Below are 20,142 nucleotides of genomic sequence, written 5' to 3'. Positions count from 1 at the left end.
CGCTCCTGGGCCTGGACAACACGCCCGGCCACCTCGAGGGGTACGGACCGATCCCCGCAGACATCGCCGCCCAGATCGCGACCGACGCGACCTGGCACCGCCTGCTCACCGACCCCAGCACCGGGATCCTGACCGACTACTCCACCACGACCTACCAACCCGGCAAGCTCCTGCGCCAAACGGTCACCGCCCGCGACCAGAGCTGCACCTTCCTGCAGTGTGAGCGACCCGCCTGCTGGGCCGACCTGGACCACATCCAGCCATTCGACCACGACCTCGACCCCGCCAACCAGCCACCCGGCACTCCTCGGCAGACACGTGCCACCAACCTCCAACCCCTGTGCCGTGCCCACCACCTCGCCAAGACCCACCACGGCTGGACCCCCGTGCGCGACCCCGCCACCGGCACCACGACCTGGACCGCGCCCACCGGACACACCTACACCCGACCACACACCCAGACCGGGCAGGTCAGCAACGACATCACCAGCCTGACCGACGACACCCGAGCACGCCTCGGACAACCGCCCCTGGACAAAAAGGTGCAACCCGCTGCTGAACCGTCGGCACCGTGCCGACAGTCACCGAGACGTCAGCCACCGAGCAGTCAGAGGTTGAACGGACGACCACTGAACAACGCCTGCGCCGTTTCCCCAGCGAACCACCCTTCTGAGGCGAGTTCCGCACAGTGCCGCGCTGACCGATCACCCTGGGCAGCTGGACCTGCCGGACCGGTCCAGTCAGCCACTTCGGTCGGTGCCTGCGGGCCCGGTCAACCGGGTGGTCAGCGAGAGAGACCACCTGCGTCCGAGGCGATGACATCAGACCCCGTCGCGCGTCGATGTCATGCACGGACCACGGTGGGCACCTCACACCTTCCCGAGCTCTGCCGCGCGGCGCAGGACCAGCTCCGGCACCGGGTCGGACACGTAGTCCTCGGTCACGGGCGCCGACGCGACCCGGCGCACGGGAACGACCCCGGCCCAGCCCGCCAGGTCCAGGTCCCCCGGCTCGAGCGAGGCGCCACCCGCGCGCTGCTTCATCGAGGCCTCGGCCAGGGGCAGCGCGATGACCGCCGTCGCCGCGAGCTCCTTGCGGGTAGCCGGCGGCAGGGTCGCCGCCCGCCCGGGCATCATGTGGTCGACGACGAGGTCCAGCGCCCGGCGCCGTTCCTCCAGGTCGGTCACCCGGCGGGGTCGGCCGATCACGACCGCCGACCGGTAGTTCATCGAGTGGTGGAAGCCGGTCCGCGCCAGGACCAGGCCGTCCAGCTCGGTCACGGTCACACAGATGTCCTGCTCCAGGGCCGGGGCGAGCCAGCCGGCGGCGACGGACCCGTGCAGGTAGAGCGAGCCACCGTCGTCGGGCCCGGAGGCATCCACGGCGAAGGCCGTCGGCAGCACCACCGGGTGCCCTCCGGCGACGACGCCCAGGTGCGCCACGAGCGCGTCCGAGAGCAGCGCCATGAGCTGTCGCCGGTCCTCCACCTGGCGGTTGCGGCCGCGGGTCGGAGTCGTACGCGGGGTCGGGGAGAGCTGCTGCGTCGTCATACCGCTAGCCTGGCCTGGAAGTGGCCGGTGGACACGGGCCAGTTTGCCGCGACTTAGACAGGCCACTTGCTGGGTCCTACCGCCACAGCACCAGCACCAGCACCAGCACCAGTCGGAGAAGACGTCATGCTCCCGGTTCGTCTCGACCGCGCCCGCCCCGAGCCGCTTCCCGCACAGCTGGCCGGCGCCGTCCGCGCGCTGGTGACCGGGGGGACGCTCACCGCGGGTGACCGCCTGCCCTCCAGCCGCGCCCTGGCGGCCGACCTGGGTGTGGCGCGCGCCGTCGTCGAGCAGGCGTACGACCAGCTCCTGGCCGAGGCGTGGGTGGAGACGCGCCGCGGGTCGGGCACGTTCGTGGCGTCCGGCGGGGCGCTTCCGCGACCTGCACGCGCAGCACACGCACCAGCACACGCGTCCGCTCCTGCACCGCCACACGCCTCCGCTCCCCCGACCGGACCCAGAACCCGACCCCGGCCGGCCACCCGCGAGCCGCAGCTCGTCCGCCTCGACGCCGGGACGCCCTGGATCGACCCCCGGCACCTCGCGGGCTGGCGGCGGGCCTGGCGCGAGGTGTCCGTGGCGGTCGCGCCGCGGGGCTATCCCGACCCGCGTGGTCTCCCCGACCTCCGCGAAGCGCTCGCCGAACGGCTCGCCCGCACCCGCGGTGTGACGGTGCAGCCCGACGAGATCCTGGTCACCGCCGGCTCGACGGACGGCCTCAGGCAGCTCCTGGGTGCGCTGGGCCCAGGGGACGTCCTCGTCGAGGACCCCGGCTATCGCGCGGCCGTCGAGACGGTCCGGTCGGCCGGACGCCGCGTCGTCGACCACCCCGGCCTCGAGCCCGTCACGAACCTCGCAGGCTGCGCCGCCGCCTACGTCACGCCGGCGCACCAGCACCCGCTGGGCCGGGTCATGCCCGCCGCGGACCGGCTCGCCCTCCTGGCGGCGGCGCGGACGGCGGGCGCGGTGGTCGTCGAGGACGACTACGACTCGGAGTTCCGGTACGACGTCGCCCCCGTGCCCGCTCTCGCGGCCCTCGACCGGTCGCGCGTCGCCTACCTGGGCACCGCCTCGAAGTCGGTGAGCCCGAGCCTGCGGCTGGGCTGGCTCGTCGCGCCGCCGGAGATCCACGAACGCCTGGTCCGGCGGCGCACGGTCACCCACGACACACCGCCGTGGCCCACACAGCGCGCCATGTCCACCCTGCTGCGCGACGGCTGGGCCGACAAGGTGGTGCGCACGGCCCGCCGGGTCTACGCCGACCGGGCGCCGCGCGTCGCGGCCGCCATGGCACCGCACGCCGAGCTTGCCGGCCCGCTGGCGGGGATGTACTCGACCTGGCTCACCGAACCCGGACCGGCTGCGGCGGCGCGGGCCGCTGCCCGCGCCGCCGGCTTCGACGTCCCGCTCCTCGCCGACTACTGCCGCAGCGCCCGCCTGACCGGGCTGGTGCTCGGCTTCGGCGGAGTCACCGACGCGGAGCTGGACCGCGCGCTCGACGCGATCGTCGACGGCCTGGCCGGGACGTGACCCCCGTCGAGGTCGTCGATCAGCCCGGTCAGACCAGCGAGTCCCGCCACGCCTCGTGCAGGCGGGCATAGCGGCCGTCGCCCGCGACGAGCTCGGCCGGCGTGCCGTCCTCGACGATCCGCCCGTGCTCCATCACCAGCACCCGGTCGGCGATCGCCACCGTGGACAGCCGGTGCGCGATGATGATGGCCGTCCGGTCCGCGAGCAGCGTCTGCAGGCCGCGCTGCACGAGCCGCTCGCCGGGCATGTCGAGCGACGACGTCGCCTCGTCCAGCACGAGCACGGCCGGGTCGGCCAGGAACGCGCGGGCGAACGACAGCAGCTGGCGCTGACCGGCCGACACCCGTCCGCCGCGCTTGTTCACGTCGGTGTCGTACCCGTCGGGCATGGCGAGCACGAACTCGTGCGCGCCCACCGCCCGGGCAGCGGCCTCGATCTCCTCCTGGGTGGCGTCCGGCCGGCCGAGCGCGATGTTCTCCCGCACCGACCCGCTGAACAGGTACGCCTCCTGGGTGACCATGACGACGGCGCGGCGCAGGTCGGCCGAGGCCAGGTCGCGCACGTCGACGCCGTCCAGGCGCACCGCACCGTCGGACGCGTCGTAGAACCTGGTCACCAGCTTGGCCACCGTCGACTTGCCGGCGCCCGTAGTACCGACCACCGCGACGGTCTGCCCGGCGGGGATCGTGAGGTCCAGGTCGGGCAGGACCACCGGGCCGTCCCCGTACCGGAACCGCACGTGGTCCAGGCGCAGCTCGCCGCGGGCCCGCCCGCCGTCCGCCAGTGGCAACGGCGCCGGGTGCGCGGGCTCGGTGACGGTGGGCTCCTCGGACAGCAGGCCCGAGACCTTCTCGAGCGCCGCCGTCGCGGACTGGAACGAGTTGTAGAACATGCCGAGCTGCTGCACCGGCTGGAAGAACCGCTTGCAGTAGAGCAGCACGGCCGCCAGCGCACCCACGTCCATCGCCCCGTCCAGCACCCGCCAGCCGCCGACCGCGAGCGCGGCCACCACCGTCATGTTGCCGATCAGGATGAGGCCGGGCTGGAACCGGCCGTTGACGCCGAAGATCTGCAGGTTGGCGTCGCGGTAGTCCTCGCCGAGCGTGCGGTACTCGGCCTCCGTGGTGGGCTCGCGACGGAACGCCTGGACGGCGCGCATACCCGTCATCGTCTCGACGAACTTCACGATGAGCCGGGCCGACGCCGTCCGCTGCTCCCGGTAGAACCGCTGCGACATGCGCTGGAACCAGCGGGTGAGCAGCCAGGCCGGCACAAACGCGACGGCGAGCACCAGGCCGGACCGCCAGTCGATGAGCAGCAGGCTCACGAAGGTGAACAGCATGAGCAGCAGGGAGGAGACGACGCCGGTCAGGCCTCCGTCGAGCAGCTCGCGCAGCGCCTCCAGGTCGGAGGTCTGCCGGGAGATGATCCGGCCCGACGTGTACGACTCGTGGAACTCCAGCGAGAGGCGCTGGGTCTGGCGGAACACGCGGCGGCGCAGGTCGAGCAGCACCGCCTGCGCGATGCGTGCGGCCGCGCGCACGTAGGCGCCCGCCGCGACGCCGCCCAGCACTGCCGCGACAAGGTACCCGGCGCCGATGACGACCAGCGGCGTCGCGGATCCCTCGCGCAGTGCGGGCACCGCTCGGTCGATCGCCTCGGCCACGAGCCACGGTCCCGCGACCACCCCGAGGGTCGACACCACGACCAGTACGGCGGCCCCGGCCAGTGCCTTCTTGTGCGGGCGCAGCAGGTCGCCCAGCAGGCGCATGGACCGGCGCCGGACGCTGCGCGATGCCTCCTTGTCGAGGCGGGTCTCGTCGTCCGCCGCGGCGTCGGTGGGACGACGGCGGGTGGTCGGCTCGGTGGTGGCGGTCATGACAGCGCCTCCTGGCTCTGCTGGTCGGAGGACTGCTGGTCGGAGGTCTGCTGGTCGGAGGTCTGCTGGTCGGAGGTCTGCTGGTCCGAGGCCTGCGGAGCAGGACAGTGCGGATCGTTCGCCACGTAGTCCTCCTCGAGGCTCGAGATGATGTACCGGTAGTGCGCGTCGCTCGCGAGCAGGTCGTGGTGCGTCCCGACGGCGGTGATCCGGCCGTCCTGGAGCACGGCCACCCGGTCCGCGAGCGCGACGGTCGACGGCCGGTGCGCGATGACGAGCGTCGTCGTGGCGACGAGCACGTCCCGGAGGCGGGCCGTGACCGCCTCCTCGGTGGTGACGTCGAGCGCGGAGAGCGGGTCGTCGAGCACCAGCACGCGCGGCCGGGCGGTGATGGCGCGGGCCAGCGCCAGACGCTGCCGCTGGCCGCCGGACAGGGAAAGGCCCTCCTCGCCGATGCGGGTGTCCACGCCGTCGGGCAGGTCGGCGACGAACTGCGCCTGGGCCACCTCGAGGGCCTGGGTCAGGAGCGCCTCACGCTCGGCCGTCGGCAGGGTGCCGGAGACGCCGAGCAGCACGTTGTCCCGCACGGACGCGGAGAACAGCGTGGGGTCCTCGAAGGCGACGGCGACCCGCTCGCGCGCCTGGGCGCGGGTCAGGTCCCGGACGTCGACGCCGTCGATCTCGACCGCGCCGTCCGTCACGTCGAAGAGCCGGGGCGGGAGCATCGCGAGCGTCGACTTGCCGGATCCGGTCAGCCCGACCAGGGCGGTCGTGGTGCCGGGCGGCAGCTCCAGGTCGACGTGGTCGAGCACGGGGCGGACGGCGTCGTCGTACCGGAAGGTGACGTCGCGGAAGGCGACGTGGCCGCCGGCCTGACCGGCCGCCCCGGGGGTGACAGCGGGGAGGTCGGCGGGCGTCGCCGGGTCGGTCAGCGGGTTCACGGTCTCCATGACCTCGAAGAACCGGTCGACGGCGGTGCGCGCGTTGAGCGTCATCGACAGGGTCATGCCGAGGTCGACGACGGGGCCATTGATGACCTGGGCCGTGGCGAAGAACGCGACCAGGGCGCCGAGGGTCATGTCGCCCTGTGCCACCAGGTAGGCGCCCACCACGAGCGCCACGGCCTGCGTGACCTCCGGGATGGTGCGCAGGGCGGTGGTCAGGCCGGCGTCGGTGGTGGCCTTGCGGATCTCGGTCTCGCGCAGCCCCTCCGCCTGGTCGGTGAACTGGTCCAGCGCGTCCGGCCCGCGACCGAACGCCTTGAGCACGCGGATGCCGTGCACGGACTCCTCGACGGTGGTGGCGAGGTCGCCGGACTGGTCCTGGGAGAGCCGCGAGATCTTGCGGTACCTGCTGGAGAAGCGGAAGGCCAGGATGGTCACCGGGATCGACCCGCACAGGAAGATGATGCCGAGCCAGCCGCCCGTGGCGACGAGCAGGGCGACACCCACGATGATGGTCACGACGCTGACCACGAGCTGCAGGATGCCGAACACGAGCCAGCGGCGCAGCAGGCCGAGGTCGCCCATGATGCGGCTCAGCAGCTGTCCGCCGGGCCAGCGGTCGTGGAACGCGATGGGCAGGTCCTGCAGGTGCGTGAACAGGGCCATCCGCATGCCGGCCTCGACGCGGGTGCCCGGGAACATCACCAGGGTGCGGCGCAGCAGGATGAGCCCGGCCTCCCCCGCGCCGAGCACGGCGATGAGGACGACGGACCAGACCAGGCCCGACCAGTCGTGCTCACGGACACCCTCGGTGAGCGGGCCGTCGGTGACCCACCGGAGCACGGCAGGGATGGCGAGCGCCATGAGGCTGGCGCCGAGCGACGCGACCAGCCCGCCGACCAGGCGGGGCAGGGCGGTGCGGACGTAGGGGTGGAGACGACGGATCGAGGCGAAGGTGCTGCGCTCGGACGATGGATCGGATCGATTCGAACTATCGGCTGTTTGAGGCATCGGGACCATTATCCCGCCGCCCGCAAGTTGTTAGTTTGGGTAAGCACCTTGTTGGAGTGTGACCTGCGTCACGCTCTGTCCGGCGTTCGGAGCGGCCCTCAGCGAACCCGCACCGACAGGCAGGTCACGCACCCCTCGAGCTTCTCGAACTCGGTGACGGGCGTGGTGAGCACCGTCAGCCCGCGCGCCCTGAGCAGCTCGGTGGTGGCGGGTGCGGCCGCGGACATCAGCACGGTCGACTCGTCCAGCACGACGACGGCGCTCCCCTCCGCCTCCGGCACCGGCACGAACGCGTCGAACAGGGCGGTGTCCTCGACGAGGGGCGCGTACCCGATGACCGTGCCGTCGGGCAGGGCGGTCACCGCGGACTTCAGGTGCAGCGCCCGGGTCACGGGCACCTCGACCACGCGCCACCCGCGCGGCTCGAGCAGCGCCCGCAGCTGGGCGGCGCCCTCGGCGTTCGTGCGCGCCGTGCGGCCGACGTACGCGGTGCGGCCCACCTTGAGGACGTCGCCGCCCTCGAGCGTGCCGGGCTCCGTGATCTGCGCGAGCTCGGTCACCACCGCCTCGACCGCCGGCCGCACCGACGCCACCTCGTCGCGCCGGGTCAGCGCCCCCGGCCGGGTCAGGACCGCGAGGCCGTCGAACACGACCACCGCGTCCTCGACGAAGACCCCGTCGGGGTGCGCCTCGGCCGACGGCACCGCGCGTACGTCCCAGCCGTACCCGCGGAACACCTCCACGTACCGCTGCCACTGCTGGGCCGCGAGGTCCGCGTCGACGGGGACGCGTTCCAGGTGGGTGAGCTCGCCGTCGGCCAGACGGGCCGACGGCGGGCGGACGAGCAGGGTGCGCCGCGGGCGCCCGGCAGCAGGCGGTTCAGTTCCCGGTTCAGTGGCCGGTTCGGTGCTCGGTGCGGTCGCCATCCCGCGACGTTAGCGGACCACCCGGCCCCCGGTCGCCTCCTCACGCCGCAGGTACGCCATCCGGGCCACCTTGGGACCCTGCGGCGACTCGTACGACACCCGCTCGCCCGCGGTGAAACCCATGGCGAGCATCCGGCTGATGGCCTTGTCGTTGTTCGCGTCGGGTTCCCCGACCAGACGCCGGGTGCCCGGCCCGGCGAAGAGGAACCCGTGCAGGGCCGGCCCGAGGACGGTCCACGGGTTGTCGGGCGAGCCGTGCCGTGCGGTGGGCCCGCGGCTCCCGAGGAAGAAGTGCATGCCGAGGTCGCCCGGCTGGACGTCGTAGGCCGTGGCGATCGGGTCGTGCTCCGGGAGGTACGCCTGGAGGAGCACCACGGGATCGCCGTCCCACCGCACGAGGTACGCGTGATGGGTGGGCAGGGACTCGACGAACGCGTAGGTGTCCCGCACCTCGTCGCGCGTGTGGTCGCCCATGCCCCAGAAGCCGGCCCGCGGCTGGGTGAACCAGCCGTGCAGCACGTCGGCGTCGGCCTCGGGGTCGACCATGTGCACCGTGATGAGGCCGACCGCGCCGAAGTCGCGGCGCCACACCTCCGCCCCGCGCGGGCCGTTCAGCAGCCGCAGCGTCGTGTCCGCGGGGTGCAGCCGGTCCCAGTCGGTGACGACGGGGGTGGTTCCCGCGTCGGCCCAGGTGGCGTGCTGGTCGTCGAAGTGCGGGCTGCCCGGGCGGCCGTCGGCGCCGAAGGGCACGCCCCAGCGGCTGTTGGCGCGGTCCGCCAGGTCCCAGACGTAGCGCGCGACGGAGCCGCGGTAGGCGGTGGCCGCCACGCCCGGCGACCCGCCGGTGCAGCGGACCGTGTCGTTGTTCCCGGAGACGGGCGCCGGTCTCACACCGGCCGCCGGGTCGCCGGAGCCCGGCACGGGGTGCAGCGGGGCGGGGACGTGCAGCTCGCCCCAGGTGGGCTCGCCGGTCTGCCCGACGGCGGACCCTGCCGCGACCTCGGCCAGCGCCGCCCGCGCCTCGGCCGCGGAGTCGATCCGCAGCCAGTCGGAGCCGAGGATGTTGGCGAGCCCGGCCCCGACCGCCGTCGGGACGTCGAACACGCCGCCGAGCACGGGGGCGAAGGACGGGTCCTGGCCGTGCGGCTCGTGCAGGGGCGCGAACACCGGGTGCCGGGCGAGGCGGTGCGTCAGGGTGTCCCGCCACCGCATGTACAGGGCGGCGTCGGCCGAGCCGGCGTCGACGTGGGCGCCGTCCGCCACCCAGGCGCGCAGGCGGACGGCGGCAGGCGAGGCGTCGTCAGCGAGGTGCGCGACGAGCCCTGGCGCGCCCAGGTCGCGGGTGTCGCCGTGGATCCGCGCCTGCGTCGCGGGCGACTCGGGGACGGTCGCCGCGGCGAGCAGCTGCCGGATCCGCTCCGCGCGGTGCGGCGAGTACGACCAGCCGAGGTCGTGCTCCTCGCGGCCGGGCCGGACGTCGCGCGGGCCGAGACCCGGGCGGCCGTCCAGCTCGGCCGGCGGCTGGGTCACCGGCCGCTCGTTCGCGTCGACGGCGACCTGGGTCACCGCGACCGGCGCGGGGAGGTCCACGTACCCGTCGGCGGCCTTGGCGGCGGACAGCGCACGATCGGCAGCGGCGGGGACCTTGCCCGCCGTCAGGCTGAGCACCTCGCCGGTGCTGTCCGCGGCGAGGACGCGGTTGACCGGGTCCACCCACCCGCTGAACGCCTCGGCGACGTCGCTCGCGGTGCGGGCATGCAGCAGGGCGCGCCAGGACGCGACGCCGGCGTCGGCCAGCTCGCGTGCCGGCCAGTGCAGGTGCCAGCCGTCGGCGCCGGCACTGTCCGCGCCGTCGGCGACCACCTCGACGTGGTGCGCGATGGCGTTGGTGATGCCCCAGGCGACGGAGCCCGTATGCCCGAAGTGCGGGATGCCGGGCACGCCGGGAAAGGCGAACCCGAGCACGTCGTACGGCGCGGCCGGGTCGGTGCAGGCGAGCCGGACCTGCTGGTAGGGGCCGGGGAGCTCGAGCGTGCGGTGCGGGTCCCCCGCGACGAGCGGGCTGCCCGACGAGGTGTTCGAGCCGTGCACGGCCCACGCGTTCGAGCCGGAGCTCGGACCGGCGTCGGCCGCGAACAGGCCGAGCACCTGCTCGAGCGGCACGCCAGGCACGTGCAGATGCCTGGCGACGTGCTCGCGCCACAGGATGCTCGGGAAGCCGTTGAACAGCACGTGCGCGGTGAGGAACACCCCGATCGGCGTCCACGGCCGCCAGGGCTCGTGCGGCACACCGGCCAGCTCGGGCACGTCCCGCCCGCCGGCGAGCAGACCGGCGCTCACACCGTCGGCGTATGCGGTGAGCCACTCCTGCTCGGGCCGGTCCAGGGCGTCGTAGATCTCGCGGGCCGTGGTGGCCAGGCGCTCCCGGGCCGCGAACCGGTCCCAGGCGTCGCCCGCCGCGCCGGCGATCTGAGCGTACCGCTCCTCGGCCCGCATCCGGTCGGCCTCGATCTGCAGGCCGCGGTCCTGTGCGGTCACCCAGCCCTGGCCGTAGGCCAGGGCGGTCTCGGAGGCTGCCCGCACGTGCGGGATGCCGAGGTCGTCACGGAACAGGTCGAACTCCACGTTCCCCATCATCTCTCGATCATCTCTTGCTCAGCTCTCGGTTCTTCGTCCGGTCGACCGGCCCGCAGGGTTGGCCAGGGTCCCGGCATAGATCAGCGACTCCGACTGGTTGGTCAGGTCGACCATCTGGAGGGTGTTGCGCAGCTGCAGCCGGTTGAGGCACGAGTGCGCGAAGCGCGCGGCCCGCAGGTCGATCCCGAGGCCCGGCCCGCGGCCACCCCCGGGAAGGGCCACGTCCGGGTGCTCCGCGGCGTGCCGGTCGATGGTCTCCGCGACGAGCGCCCAGAAGCGCTCCTCGCCCAGCACGCCGTCCTCGGCGAGGATGCCGGACAGGTGGCGCAGCACGCCGTCGAACACGTCGGTGAAGATCGCGAGCGCCTTCTCGTCGTCGTCGACCACCTCGCGGATGCGTTCGATCCGGTCCGGCAGAGGCTGCTCGCCGAGGACCACCACCTCCTCGCCGATGTCCTTCATGACGGCGCGGCGGACGACGCCGTCGTGCAGCACGAGGATGAGGTTCTCGCCGTGGGGCATGAACGCCAGCTCGTAGGTCACCAGGCAGTGCACGAGCGGGTACAGGTAGGCGTCGAGGTAGGCGCGCAGCCACTGCTCCGGCGCGATGCCGGACTCGCGGACCAGCGCCGTGGCGAACGCCTTGCCGCTCGCGTCCCGGTGCAGCAGGCTCGCCATGGTCACCAGGCGCTCGCCCGCGGCGAGGCGCGGTACCGGCGACTCACGCCAGAGGGCGGCGAGCATCTTGCGGTACGCGTTGGGCTGGGGCGTGCGGTGGTAGACGTCGCCCGTGTAGCCGACGGACGCGACCTCCCGCAGGACGCTGAACCCGGCGGTCCGCAAGGTCGAGTCATTCGTGACCAGATCGGCCACCCAGTCGTTGATCGACGGCGTCGCGCGCATGTAGGCGGGCGACAGGCCGCGCAGGAACCCCATGTTCTGGATGGCGAGCGCGACCTTGACGTAGTGCCGTTCGGGGCGCGTGCGGTTGAACATGGTGCGGATCGACTGCTGCGGCTGGTACTCGTCGGAGCCGGGGCCGAGCGGCACGAGGTCGCCGCGGGCGACGTCGGCGGCGAAGGTGATCGCGACGCGGTGCTCCCACTGCCAGGGGTGCACGGGCAGGTACAGGTAGTCCGCGGGGTCCAGGCCACGCGCGGCGAGCCGGTCGACGAAGGCCGCGCGCTCGGCGTCGGACAGCTCGGCGCCGTAGTGGCCCTGCTCGCTCTGGTCGGCGGCGAGCGCGAGGTGGGTGTGCTCCCGGCGGGCGGCGAGCCACAGCATGCGGATGCGGGCGCCGCGCTCGGGGGCGTAGGCCTGGTAGTCGCTCAGGGAGAAGCCGATGCGGCCGTTGTTCGCGACGAAGCCGGGGTGCCCCTCGGACATGGCAGCCTCGACCTGCTGGAAGGCCTCGGCGGTGGCCCGGGTGCCTGACGCCGTCCGCAGCGCCTCGAGCAGGCCGCTCACCGACGGCGTGTGCCCGTCGAGCTCGCGCTCCCGCTTCGCGGCCGCGCTGGCCAGCGTCGACGAGAGCTCTTCGAGGTAGGTCGCGAGCATGGTGTCGGGCACCTGCAGGAGGGGCTGCAGCTCGGTGACCAGCTCGAGCGCGTCGACGGGCAGCTCGACGTCGCCGCGCATCCCTGCGGTGGCCGTGCGGCGGATCGACGCCGGGTCGACCACCCAGTGCTCCAGGGCGTACCGGCGGGCGGTGTACCGGTAGGTGACACCGTCCAGCGCGAGGCGGAAGCCGTCCGCCGGGGCGCCGGGGGCGTCGTCGGGCTCCGGCTGGAAAAGCCGCTCGTGCGCGAGCTCGGCGAGCGCCTTGGCCGCGAGGTGCCGGTGGGCGTGCTCCATGTGGTCGGCGCTCAGGTGGGTGGCGAGGTCCACGCCGTCGCCCAGGGCCGACGCCGCGAAGTCGGCGCGGGTGGCGACGCTCAGCGCGGCCCGCTTGGCGTGCGCGCCACGGCCGAGGTCCAGCTCGCGCAGGACGCGGAAGCCCGCCGCGGCGTTCTTGTCGGCGATCTTCCGGTTGCCGACGTCGGGCTCGACGACGACGCGGGTGGCCCCCTGGCCGCCGTCGGACGAGGCGTCAGTGAGGCAGAACCGCATGACCGCCGTCATGACGGCGTCGGTCATGCCGTGCCGCGGGTTGACGGGCGGGGCCACCAGCAGGTGCATGCCGAGGTCGCCGGGCAGGGCGTCGTGGACGTCCGCGAGCAGGACGTGCGCGGGGTCGTACGTCTCGGTCATGAAGACGGGCTCGCCGTCGAGGCGGCCGAGCCAGGCGGCCTCGTGGGGGCCCGCCTGGACGCCGGTGAGGTACTCGCGTACCTCGTCGACGCGCAGCTCGCCCATCTGCCAGTACGAGGCGGCGGGGTGCGCGAGCCAGCCCTGGACGAGCTCGGCGTCCCGGTCCGGGACTATCGGCTCGATGGTGACCTCGCCGAGCCGGGTGGTCGTGGTGAACGTGTGCACGGTCGTCGGGGCGGTCACCGGGCGGCCTCCATCTCGTCGTCGGGCTGGCTGGTCCCGACAGGCTCGACCCGCGGGAGGGGCGAGTCCGGCAGGCCGAACTGCTGGAACGCGATCCGGCGCTCCGTCGCGTACGGCTCGCGGCCCGTGACGCTAGCGAGGATCACGGAGTTGCGCCAGGGTCCGAACCCGAGGTCGGGTGCGGTGACGCCGTGGGTGTGCTCCTCGACGCCCACGACGTGGATCCGCCGGTCGTCGTCGACCGTGTAGTCGCGGGCGACGGCGTACCGGCCGCGGTGGTCGAGGTTGACCAGGCCGGGCGCCAGGAAGCCTGGCGCCGTCGGGGCGTAGCCGGTGGCGACGACGAGCGCCCGGGTGCGGTGCTCCGCCGTCGTGCCGAGCTGGGCGTGCCGCAGGGTCAGGACGTACTCGCCGGCCCCGCCCGCGCCGTCGGCGTCGAACCGGGCGGCGGTCACCTCGGTGTCGGACAGGAGCGTGGTCGGCACCTCGGCACCCAGCGCGGACTTGCGGTACAGGGTGTCGTAGATGTCGTCGATCAGGTCGCCGCTGATCCCCTTGTAGAGGTTGCGCTGCTCGCGGGCCAGGACGTCGCGCTGTGCAGGAGGCAGGGACACGTAGTGGTCGGTGTACTCGGGCGACGTCATCTCGAGCGTCAGCTTCGTGTACTCCATCGGGAAGAACCGCGGCGAGCGGGTCACCCAGTCCACGCGGTGCTCCCCCGCGCCCGTGCCGCAGCCCTCCAGCAGGTCCCGGTACACCTCGGCGGCGGACTGCCCGCTGCCGACGACCGTCACGGAGCCGGACGCCCCCAGCTCCGCGCGGTGCGGCAGGTAGTCGCTCGTGTGCACGACGGGGCCCGCGCCCTCGAGGCCCCGGAGGTGAGCCGGCAGACGCGGCTGTGTCCCGGTGCCGAGCACGATGTGCTTGGCACAGTATTTTTCGAGAGAGCTCTCGGCACCGTGGCCGGTCTCGGCGGTCACCTCGAACACGTAGCCGCCGTCGGCCGACGTCGGGTCCGCGACCCGGACGACGCTCGTCACGCGACGCCCCCAGCGCAGCGCAGGCAGCTGCTCCGCGACCCAGCGGCAGTACTGGTCGTACTCGGCGCGCAGCGGGTAGAAGGACTCACGGATGTAGAACTGGTACAGCCGCCCCGTCGCCTTGAGCCACGCCAGGAACGAGTACGGCGACGTCGGGTCCGCCATCGTCACCAGGTCGGCCAGGAACGGCACCTGCAGTGTCGTGCCCTCGATGAGCATCCCGGCGTGCCAGGAGAAACCGTCGCGCTGGTCGAGGAACACCGCCTCGACGTCGTCGAGGGGGTCCGCGAGCGCCGCCAGGCCGAGGCCGAACGGGCCGATCCCGATCCCGAGCAGGTCGTAGGTGGGGGTCGGCGCGGTCGTCATCTGGTCTCTCCGTCGGTACGGGCAAGTCGCGGGTGCACGTCGCGGCACGGCGGCTCATCGGTGTCGAGCAGCGCCTCCCCCGCGAGCAGGCCGTGCGCGGCCGAGCGGACGAGCTCGAGAACGCCGCGGATGTCGGCGAGCGTCGCGTCGGGGTTGAGCAGCGTCAGCTTGAGGCAGGGGCGGCCGTCGATGACGGTCTTGGCGACCAGGGCGCGGCCGGAGTCGAACAGCACGCGCCGCACCTGCGGCACCAGGGCGTCCGCGCGGGCGGCATCGAGGCCGTCGGGCTGGTAGCGGAACAGGACGGTGGACAGCTGGGTGGTGCCCACCACCCGGAAGTCGGGGTCCGTCGCGAGGTCCTGGTGCACCGCGGCGGCCAGGTCGCAGACGGCGTCGACCATCGTGCCGACGCCGTCCGCGCCGAGCGCGCGCAGCGTGACCCAGAGCTTGAGCGCGTCGAACCGGCGGGTGGTCTGCAGCGACTTGTCGACCTGGTTGGGCTCGGCGTTCTCCTCCGGGTTGAGGTAGTCGGCGTGCCAGGCGACGGGGGCGAGGTCGGCCCGCTCCCGGACGACGAGCGCGCTGGAGGACACGGGCTGGAAGAACGACTTGTGGAAGTCGACGGTGACGCTGCGGGCCCGCTCGATACCGCCCAGCAGGTGCCGGCGGCGCGGGCTCACGAGCAGCCCGCAACCGTACGCGGCGTCGACGTGCAGCCAGGTGCCCACGGCGTCGCACAGGTCGGCGATCGGGCCGAGGGGGTCGATGCAGCCGCGGTCGGTGGTCCCGGCGGTCGCGACGACGGCGACCACCGTGTCGCCGGTGCGCTCGATGTCGACGAGCGTCTGGGCCAGGGCGTCCGGGCTCATGCGGCCGTCGGCGTCGGTGCCGACGGTGACCACTGCGTCGTCCGGCAGGCCGAGCAGCAGGGCGGACTTGGCGATGCTGAAGTGGCTCACCGCGGTGGCGAGGATGCGCATGGACTCCAGGCGGGTACCGGCGCGGCGCGACTTCTCGCGGGCCAGGAACAGGGCCTGGAAGTTGGACTGGGTGCCGCCGGACGTGAAGATGCCGTCGGCGACGGCGGCGTCGCCCTCCGCGCCCACCACGAAGCCGATGCGGCCCGCCGTCCACTCGACCAGGCGGCGCTCCATGAAGGTGGCGACGGTGGACTGGTCATAGGTGTCGACCGAGGTGTTGATGGCGGCGAGCATCGTCTCCGCGCCGACGGCCGGCAGCGCCACCGGGCAGTTCAGGTGCGCCGTGTACGTGGGCTCGTGGAACCAGATCGCGTGCTTCGCGTACAGGTCGCCGGCCTCACGCAGCGCCTCTCGCGTGCCGGACGGCGGGCCGTCCAGGTCCACAGCGTCCACCAGGGCGCGCAGCTCGGAGCGGCTCGCGCCGGAGAACGGCTGCGTGACGGCGGCGAGCCGGGCGGCGACGTCATCGGCGACCTCGCGGACCGTGTCCGCATAGACGCCCGCGGTGGCCGCGCGCAACAGTGCTGTCGTGTCGTGGCTCGCGCCCTGGACGGGTGCGGTGGTCGCTGGCTGCGTCGCTGCGGGCAGGCGTGAGGGCATGCGGAAGGCTCCTCGAAAGGGGATGGGGAAGGTACCGGCGCAGTACCGCCACGCCGCCCGGAAGGGGCGACGTGGCGGTACTTAGGTTTGCCTGACCTAACTTAATCGTTCGGAGGGCCGCGTCAAGACGTGGGTGAAACGAGCTTCGTGGCACAGGTCACTCTGGTCACCTGGACCTGGTCCTGCGGGACAGATCAGTTGGCGGTACGGCCCACATAGACGTTGCGGGCCCGGAAGTGGGTGTCGGTGGTGGGCCCCGGCGAGCCCGACGCCCCCTCCATCTGCAGGTTGATGATCAGGTTCATCGGCTTGCCCACGAAGTTGGACCCGACGTGCCTGGCCTTCCACACGCCGTCGAGGTAGTAGTGGATCTCGACGTCCGTGGCGTTGATCTTGGTCATCCAGATGCGGTACTCGTGCCAGCTCCCCGGCGAGCCGACCGGGACGATCGTGTTGTCCCAGCCGCCGTCGTAGGTGTTGAACCAGTTCCGGGCGTCGCCCTTGAACTCGAGGATGTCGCTCTCCGGCGGCCAGCTGTTCGCCCCCGTGATCCAGAACGCGGGCCACGTACCCCGGGCCGACGGCGCCTGGAACTCACCGCGGATCTCGTAGCTCGGGTAGGTGTCGTTGACGGTGATCTGGTTCTTCGCGTGGATCGCCGCGGAGTGGTACCTGATGGGCAGGTGCGGGTCCTTGTTGCTGACGCCCTCGTCCCAGGTGATCCGGGTCGCCTTGATGTTGAGCTGCCCGGCGGGCGACAGGAACAGGTGGTTGCTGTCGGTGGAGCTGGCGTACATGCGGGCGGAGCCGTTGTGGTCCGACCCCCACGGGTACAGGTAGTTCCACTCCGACTCCAGCGCGGCGCGGCTGGCGAAGGAGTTCCCGTCGATCAGGGTCTCCCAGGCCATCGCCCCGGCCTGCGCCGGCGCGTTCTCGTCCGCTGGACCGGCCGGGGCCGACGCCGCGGGGACGGACCCGGCGGCGAGCAGGAGGATCGCGGCGGCAGCGGTCGCGCACACCGCGCGCAACGGGCCGGGACGGGCGGGTGAAGGACGGCGGTTCGCGGCGCTGATCGGCATCATGTTCCCCTTTTTGCTCGACTGTCGTCGTTGACTGTCTGTGTCGGGCGCTGCTCGGGCGATGGCTGCCCTGGGGGGGTGCTGACTGCGATGTTAGCGCCACCATTTGGGGAGTTTGCCACTATCTGGGAGGTTGGTCAAGATTGCGTCAAGTCCGGGAGATCCGGGTCAGCGACGGGCAGACCCGGTCCGGAAAAGTGCACTATGGGGACCATGCCGCAGAACAGCTACCTGGTCGCCCTGTTCACCTTCGTCATCGCCGCGCTGACGACCGCCACGTGGTGGACCCTGGGCCGGGACACGACCCGTGAGGTCGACGCGGCCACCGGCGCCGTCACCGGGCCCTACGAGGCACCGCAGGTGATCGCATGCGTGGTGGTGCTCGTCGCTCTGGTGGTGGTCGGCGCCCTGGTGCTCCCGGCATGGCTCGCGGTGCTCGCGGTCAGCCTGCCCTTCACGGCCGCCTGGACGCTCAGCGCCGCGTCGACCGACGACTCCGGGCTCTGGGCGGTCGGGGCGATCCTCGTGCTGTTCGGCACCCTCGTGGGCGGCACGGTGGTCACGGCGGTCACGCGCGCACTCGTGCGCAACCGATCGTGAGCTCGTCCGGTACTCCCTAAACTGGGCCGGTGAGCACCAGCACCCGGCACAACACCACGATCGTCGGCCGCCCGGAGGGCGCCCCGGCCATGGTCCTGGCCCACGGCTTCGGCTGCGACCAGTCCATGTGGCGGCTGGTGGCGCCGGCCTTCGAGCACGACTACCGCGTGGTCCTGTTCGACCACGTCGGCGCCGGCGGTTCGGACCTCACGGCGTACGACCCCGACCGGCACGCGTCCCTCGGGGGTTACGCGGACGACGTCGTCGAGCTCCTGGACGAGCTCGCGCTCGGCCCGGTCGTGTTCGTGGGCCACTCGGTGAGCGCGACGATCGCGCTGCTCGCGGCCGCGCGGCGGCCGGACCTCTTCGACCGCCTGGTACTGGTCGGTCCCAGCCCGCGCTACATCGACGACGACGGCTACCGCGGCGGGTTCTCGGCCGAGGAGATCGACGAGCTGCTGGAGACCATGGACTCCAACTATCTCGGCTGGTCCGCTTTCATCGCGCCGGTGATCATGGGCAACCCGGACCGGCCGGAGCTCGGCGAGGAGCTGACCAACTCCTTCTGCCGCACGGACCCGGCCATCGCCAAGCGCTTCGCTCGGACGACCTTCCTCTCCGACAACCGCGCCGACCTGGCCGCCGTCCGCACGCCGAGCCTCGTGGTCCAGTGCCGTGAGGACGCCATCGCGCCGGTCGAGGTGGGCGAGTACGTGCACGACCGGCTCGCCGACAGCAAGCTCGTGCTCATCGACGCCGTCGGCCACTGCCCGAACCTCAGCGCTCCTGAGAAGCTGATCACCGCCATGCGCGAGTACCTCTCGCCGTGACCCCTCCGGGACGCGCCCGATCCTGGGACTCCGCCCCCGTGGCGCTGCTCCGGCTGGACGGCGCGGGCGCGATCCTCGACGCCAACGACACGTTCCGCGGCTGGTTCGACGACGACGCCGCGCGCGAGCTGCGGGGCAAGCGGCTGAGCGCGCTGCTGTCCGTGGGCGGCCGGATCTACTGGGAGACGCACCTCGCCCCGCTGCTGCGCCTGCAGGGCCGCGTCGAGGAGATCGCGGTCGAGCTGCGCACGGGCGACACCCGCCGGCCGGTCCTGCTCTCCGCCGAGCTGCACGGCGCCGGCGATGACGACGACGTCCTGATCAACGTCGCCCTGTTCGACGCCCGCGAACGATCGCGGTTCGAGCGTGAGCTGATGGCGGCCCGCGCGGAGGCGGAGCGGTCCGCGGCGAGCGTCCACACCCTCCTGGCCACGACCACCGCCCTCGCCCGGGCCACGGGTGTCGACGGCGTCTGCGAGGCGCTCGTGCAGGCGGCGGTCGGCGAGTTCCGCGCCGGGTCCGCCTCGGTCTGGCTCGTCCACGACTCGGGGACGCTCGTCCCACGTGCGTGGCTGGGTGACGGACCGCCGGCCGACGTGCCGTCCGCGGCGCTGACCGACGGCCAAACCGAGGCGGACGTCGTGCTCGCGCCCGACGGCCAGGTCACGGTCCCGCTGCGCGGCGCGGACGCCCTCCACGGCGTCCTGGTCCTCACCCCGCGGGCGCACGCGGGAGACGACGCCCTCGACCGGGACGCGCTGGCCGCCACCGGACAGCAGGGCGGCGTCGCCCTCGACCGCGCGGTGCTGCACGAGCAGAGCGTCTCGGTCGCGCACGAGCTGCAGCGCGCCATGCTGACCGAGCACCTGCCGCAGCCGGAGGGCACCCGGATCAGCGCCGACTACCGGCCCGCGGAACGCTCGCTCGAGGTCGGCGGTGACTGGTACGACGCCTTCTGGGTCGACGACACGACCCTCGCACTGACGGTGGGCGACATCGTCGGGCACGGGCTGCAGTCCGCCACCGGGATGGGGCAGCTACGGACCGTCGTGCGCAGCTACGCCGAGAGCGGCGTCGGCCCGGCGGGGGTGCTCGCCCGCGTGGACGGCTTCGTCCGGCGGCGGCGCGTGGGCTTCGGGTCCACGCTCGTCTACGCCGAGCTCGACGTCACGACGGGGCGGCTCACCTTCGCGTGCGCCGGGCACCTCCCGCCGCTCGTGACGCGGCCCGGCGGCGGCCCCGAGTTCCTGTGGCAGGGGCGCTGGATGCCGCTGGGGGTGGTCGCCTCCGCCACCACCCCCGCCCGGGCCCCCGCGTCGATCACGGCGGACCGGTCCGGGCTGCACGCCACGCTCCCCACCGGGCCGGAACCCGGTCAGGGATCCGTCGACCTGCGCACCGGCGACGTGCTGTGGCTCTACACCGACGGCCTGGTCGAACGGCGTGGCCGCAGCCTGCGCAAGGGCCTGGAGGAGCTCGCCCGGGCGGCCTCCGGCGCACCAGGTACCGTCGACAGCGAGCTCATCGCGTCGCTGCTCGGCGGCGACGTCAACGAGGACGACGACGCGTGCGTGCTCCGGCTACCACAGGGACCGCCCTCTGGGCGACGGCGCTGGTGGCCGGCCTCGCCGGCGCCCTGAGCGGCTGGCACCTGGCGGCGGTGCTGTTCGGCTCCTC

General features: G+C 73.1%; 13 protein-coding genes. 4 read left to right on the top strand and 9 right to left on the bottom strand.

Going from position 1 to position 20,142, the window contains the following annotated elements; all coding sequences use genetic code 11:
* Positions 1 to 869 precede the first annotated feature (869 nt).
* Positions 870 to 1,550 carry a pyridoxamine 5'-phosphate oxidase family protein gene (locus AB0I32_RS22005; protein WP_357509913.1) on the bottom strand — a complete coding sequence of 227 codons (681 nt, stop codon included), beginning with the start codon at positions 1,548 to 1,550 and terminating at the stop codon, positions 870 to 872.
* Between the two features lie 126 nt (positions 1,551 to 1,676).
* Here AB0I32_RS22005 and AB0I32_RS22000 point away from each other — a divergent pair, with 126 nt between their 5' ends.
* Positions 1,677 to 3,080, top strand: a complete 1,404-nt coding sequence (locus tag AB0I32_RS22000; RefSeq protein ID WP_357509911.1) for a PLP-dependent aminotransferase family protein — start codon at positions 1,677 to 1,679, stop codon at positions 3,078 to 3,080.
* A gap of 28 nt (positions 3,081 to 3,108) precedes the next feature.
* Here the strand turns inward: AB0I32_RS22000 and AB0I32_RS21995 are convergent, their stop codons facing one another.
* From AB0I32_RS21995 to AB0I32_RS21960, 8 genes are all read right to left on the bottom strand, one after another.
* A complete protein-coding gene (locus AB0I32_RS21995; protein ID WP_357509909.1) occupies positions 3,109 to 4,959 on the bottom strand; it encodes an ABC transporter ATP-binding protein in 1,851 nt (616 codons plus the stop codon).
* Positions 4,956 to 6,914 (bottom strand): ABC transporter ATP-binding protein, encoded by a 1,959-nt coding sequence (locus tag AB0I32_RS21990; protein ID WP_357509907.1) that lies wholly within the window; start codon positions 6,912 to 6,914, stop codon positions 4,956 to 4,958. Before AB0I32_RS21990 ends, AB0I32_RS21995 begins: the two co-directional genes overlap by 4 nt.
* Before the next feature lie 98 nt (positions 6,915 to 7,012).
* Positions 7,013 to 7,840, bottom strand: coding sequence for a dimethylargininase (gene ddaH, locus AB0I32_RS21985; RefSeq protein WP_357509905.1), 828 nt, complete (start codon positions 7,838 to 7,840; stop codon positions 7,013 to 7,015).
* A gap of 9 nt (positions 7,841 to 7,849) precedes the next feature.
* Positions 7,850 to 10,477 carry a GNAT family N-acetyltransferase gene (locus AB0I32_RS21980; protein WP_357509903.1) on the bottom strand — a complete coding sequence of 876 codons (2,628 nt, stop codon included), beginning with the start codon at positions 10,475 to 10,477 and terminating at the stop codon, positions 7,850 to 7,852.
* Between the two features lie 18 nt (positions 10,478 to 10,495).
* Positions 10,496 to 12,970, bottom strand: coding sequence for a GNAT family N-acetyltransferase (locus AB0I32_RS21975; RefSeq protein WP_357509901.1), 2,475 nt, complete (start codon positions 12,968 to 12,970; stop codon positions 10,496 to 10,498).
* A complete protein-coding gene (locus AB0I32_RS21970) occupies positions 12,967 to 14,376 on the bottom strand; it encodes a SidA/IucD/PvdA family monooxygenase (RefSeq protein ID WP_357509898.1) in 1,410 nt (469 codons plus the stop codon). Before AB0I32_RS21970 ends, AB0I32_RS21975 begins: the two co-directional genes overlap by 4 nt.
* A complete protein-coding gene (locus AB0I32_RS21965; RefSeq protein WP_357509896.1) occupies positions 14,373 to 15,956 on the bottom strand; it encodes a pyridoxal-dependent decarboxylase in 1,584 nt (527 codons plus the stop codon). Before AB0I32_RS21965 ends, AB0I32_RS21970 begins: the two co-directional genes overlap by 4 nt.
* Positions 15,957 to 16,150: 194 nt before the next feature.
* On the bottom strand, positions 16,151 to 17,038 hold the full coding sequence (locus AB0I32_RS21960; protein WP_357509894.1) for a hypothetical protein: 888 nt from the start codon (positions 17,036 to 17,038) through the stop codon (positions 16,151 to 16,153).
* Between the two features lie 210 nt (positions 17,039 to 17,248).
* Between AB0I32_RS21960 and AB0I32_RS21955 the strand changes: the two genes are divergently transcribed.
* The 3 genes from AB0I32_RS21955 to AB0I32_RS21945 all read left to right on the top strand — a co-directional run bounded on the left by AB0I32_RS21955 (position 17,249) and on the right by AB0I32_RS21945 (position 20,105).
* Positions 17,249 to 17,635, top strand: coding sequence for a hypothetical protein (locus AB0I32_RS21955; protein ID WP_357509892.1), 387 nt, complete (start codon positions 17,249 to 17,251; stop codon positions 17,633 to 17,635).
* A gap of 89 nt (positions 17,636 to 17,724) precedes the next feature.
* Positions 17,725 to 18,465 carry an alpha/beta hydrolase gene (locus AB0I32_RS21950; protein ID WP_357509978.1) on the top strand — a complete coding sequence of 247 codons (741 nt, stop codon included), beginning with the start codon at positions 17,725 to 17,727 and terminating at the stop codon, positions 18,463 to 18,465.
* Positions 18,462 to 20,105 (top strand): SpoIIE family protein phosphatase, encoded by a 1,644-nt coding sequence (locus tag AB0I32_RS21945; RefSeq protein WP_357509890.1) that lies wholly within the window; start codon positions 18,462 to 18,464, stop codon positions 20,103 to 20,105. The genes AB0I32_RS21950 and AB0I32_RS21945 overlap by 4 nt, the downstream gene beginning before the upstream one ends.
* Positions 20,106 to 20,142 lie beyond the last annotated feature (37 nt).

Source organism: Promicromonospora sp. NPDC050249, assembly GCF_040656015.1.
Classification (GTDB): domain Bacteria; phylum Actinomycetota; class Actinomycetes; order Actinomycetales; family Cellulomonadaceae; genus Promicromonospora.
Note: the sequence above shows the minus strand (reverse complement) of the source record. Positions and strands in the feature narration are given on the sequence as shown.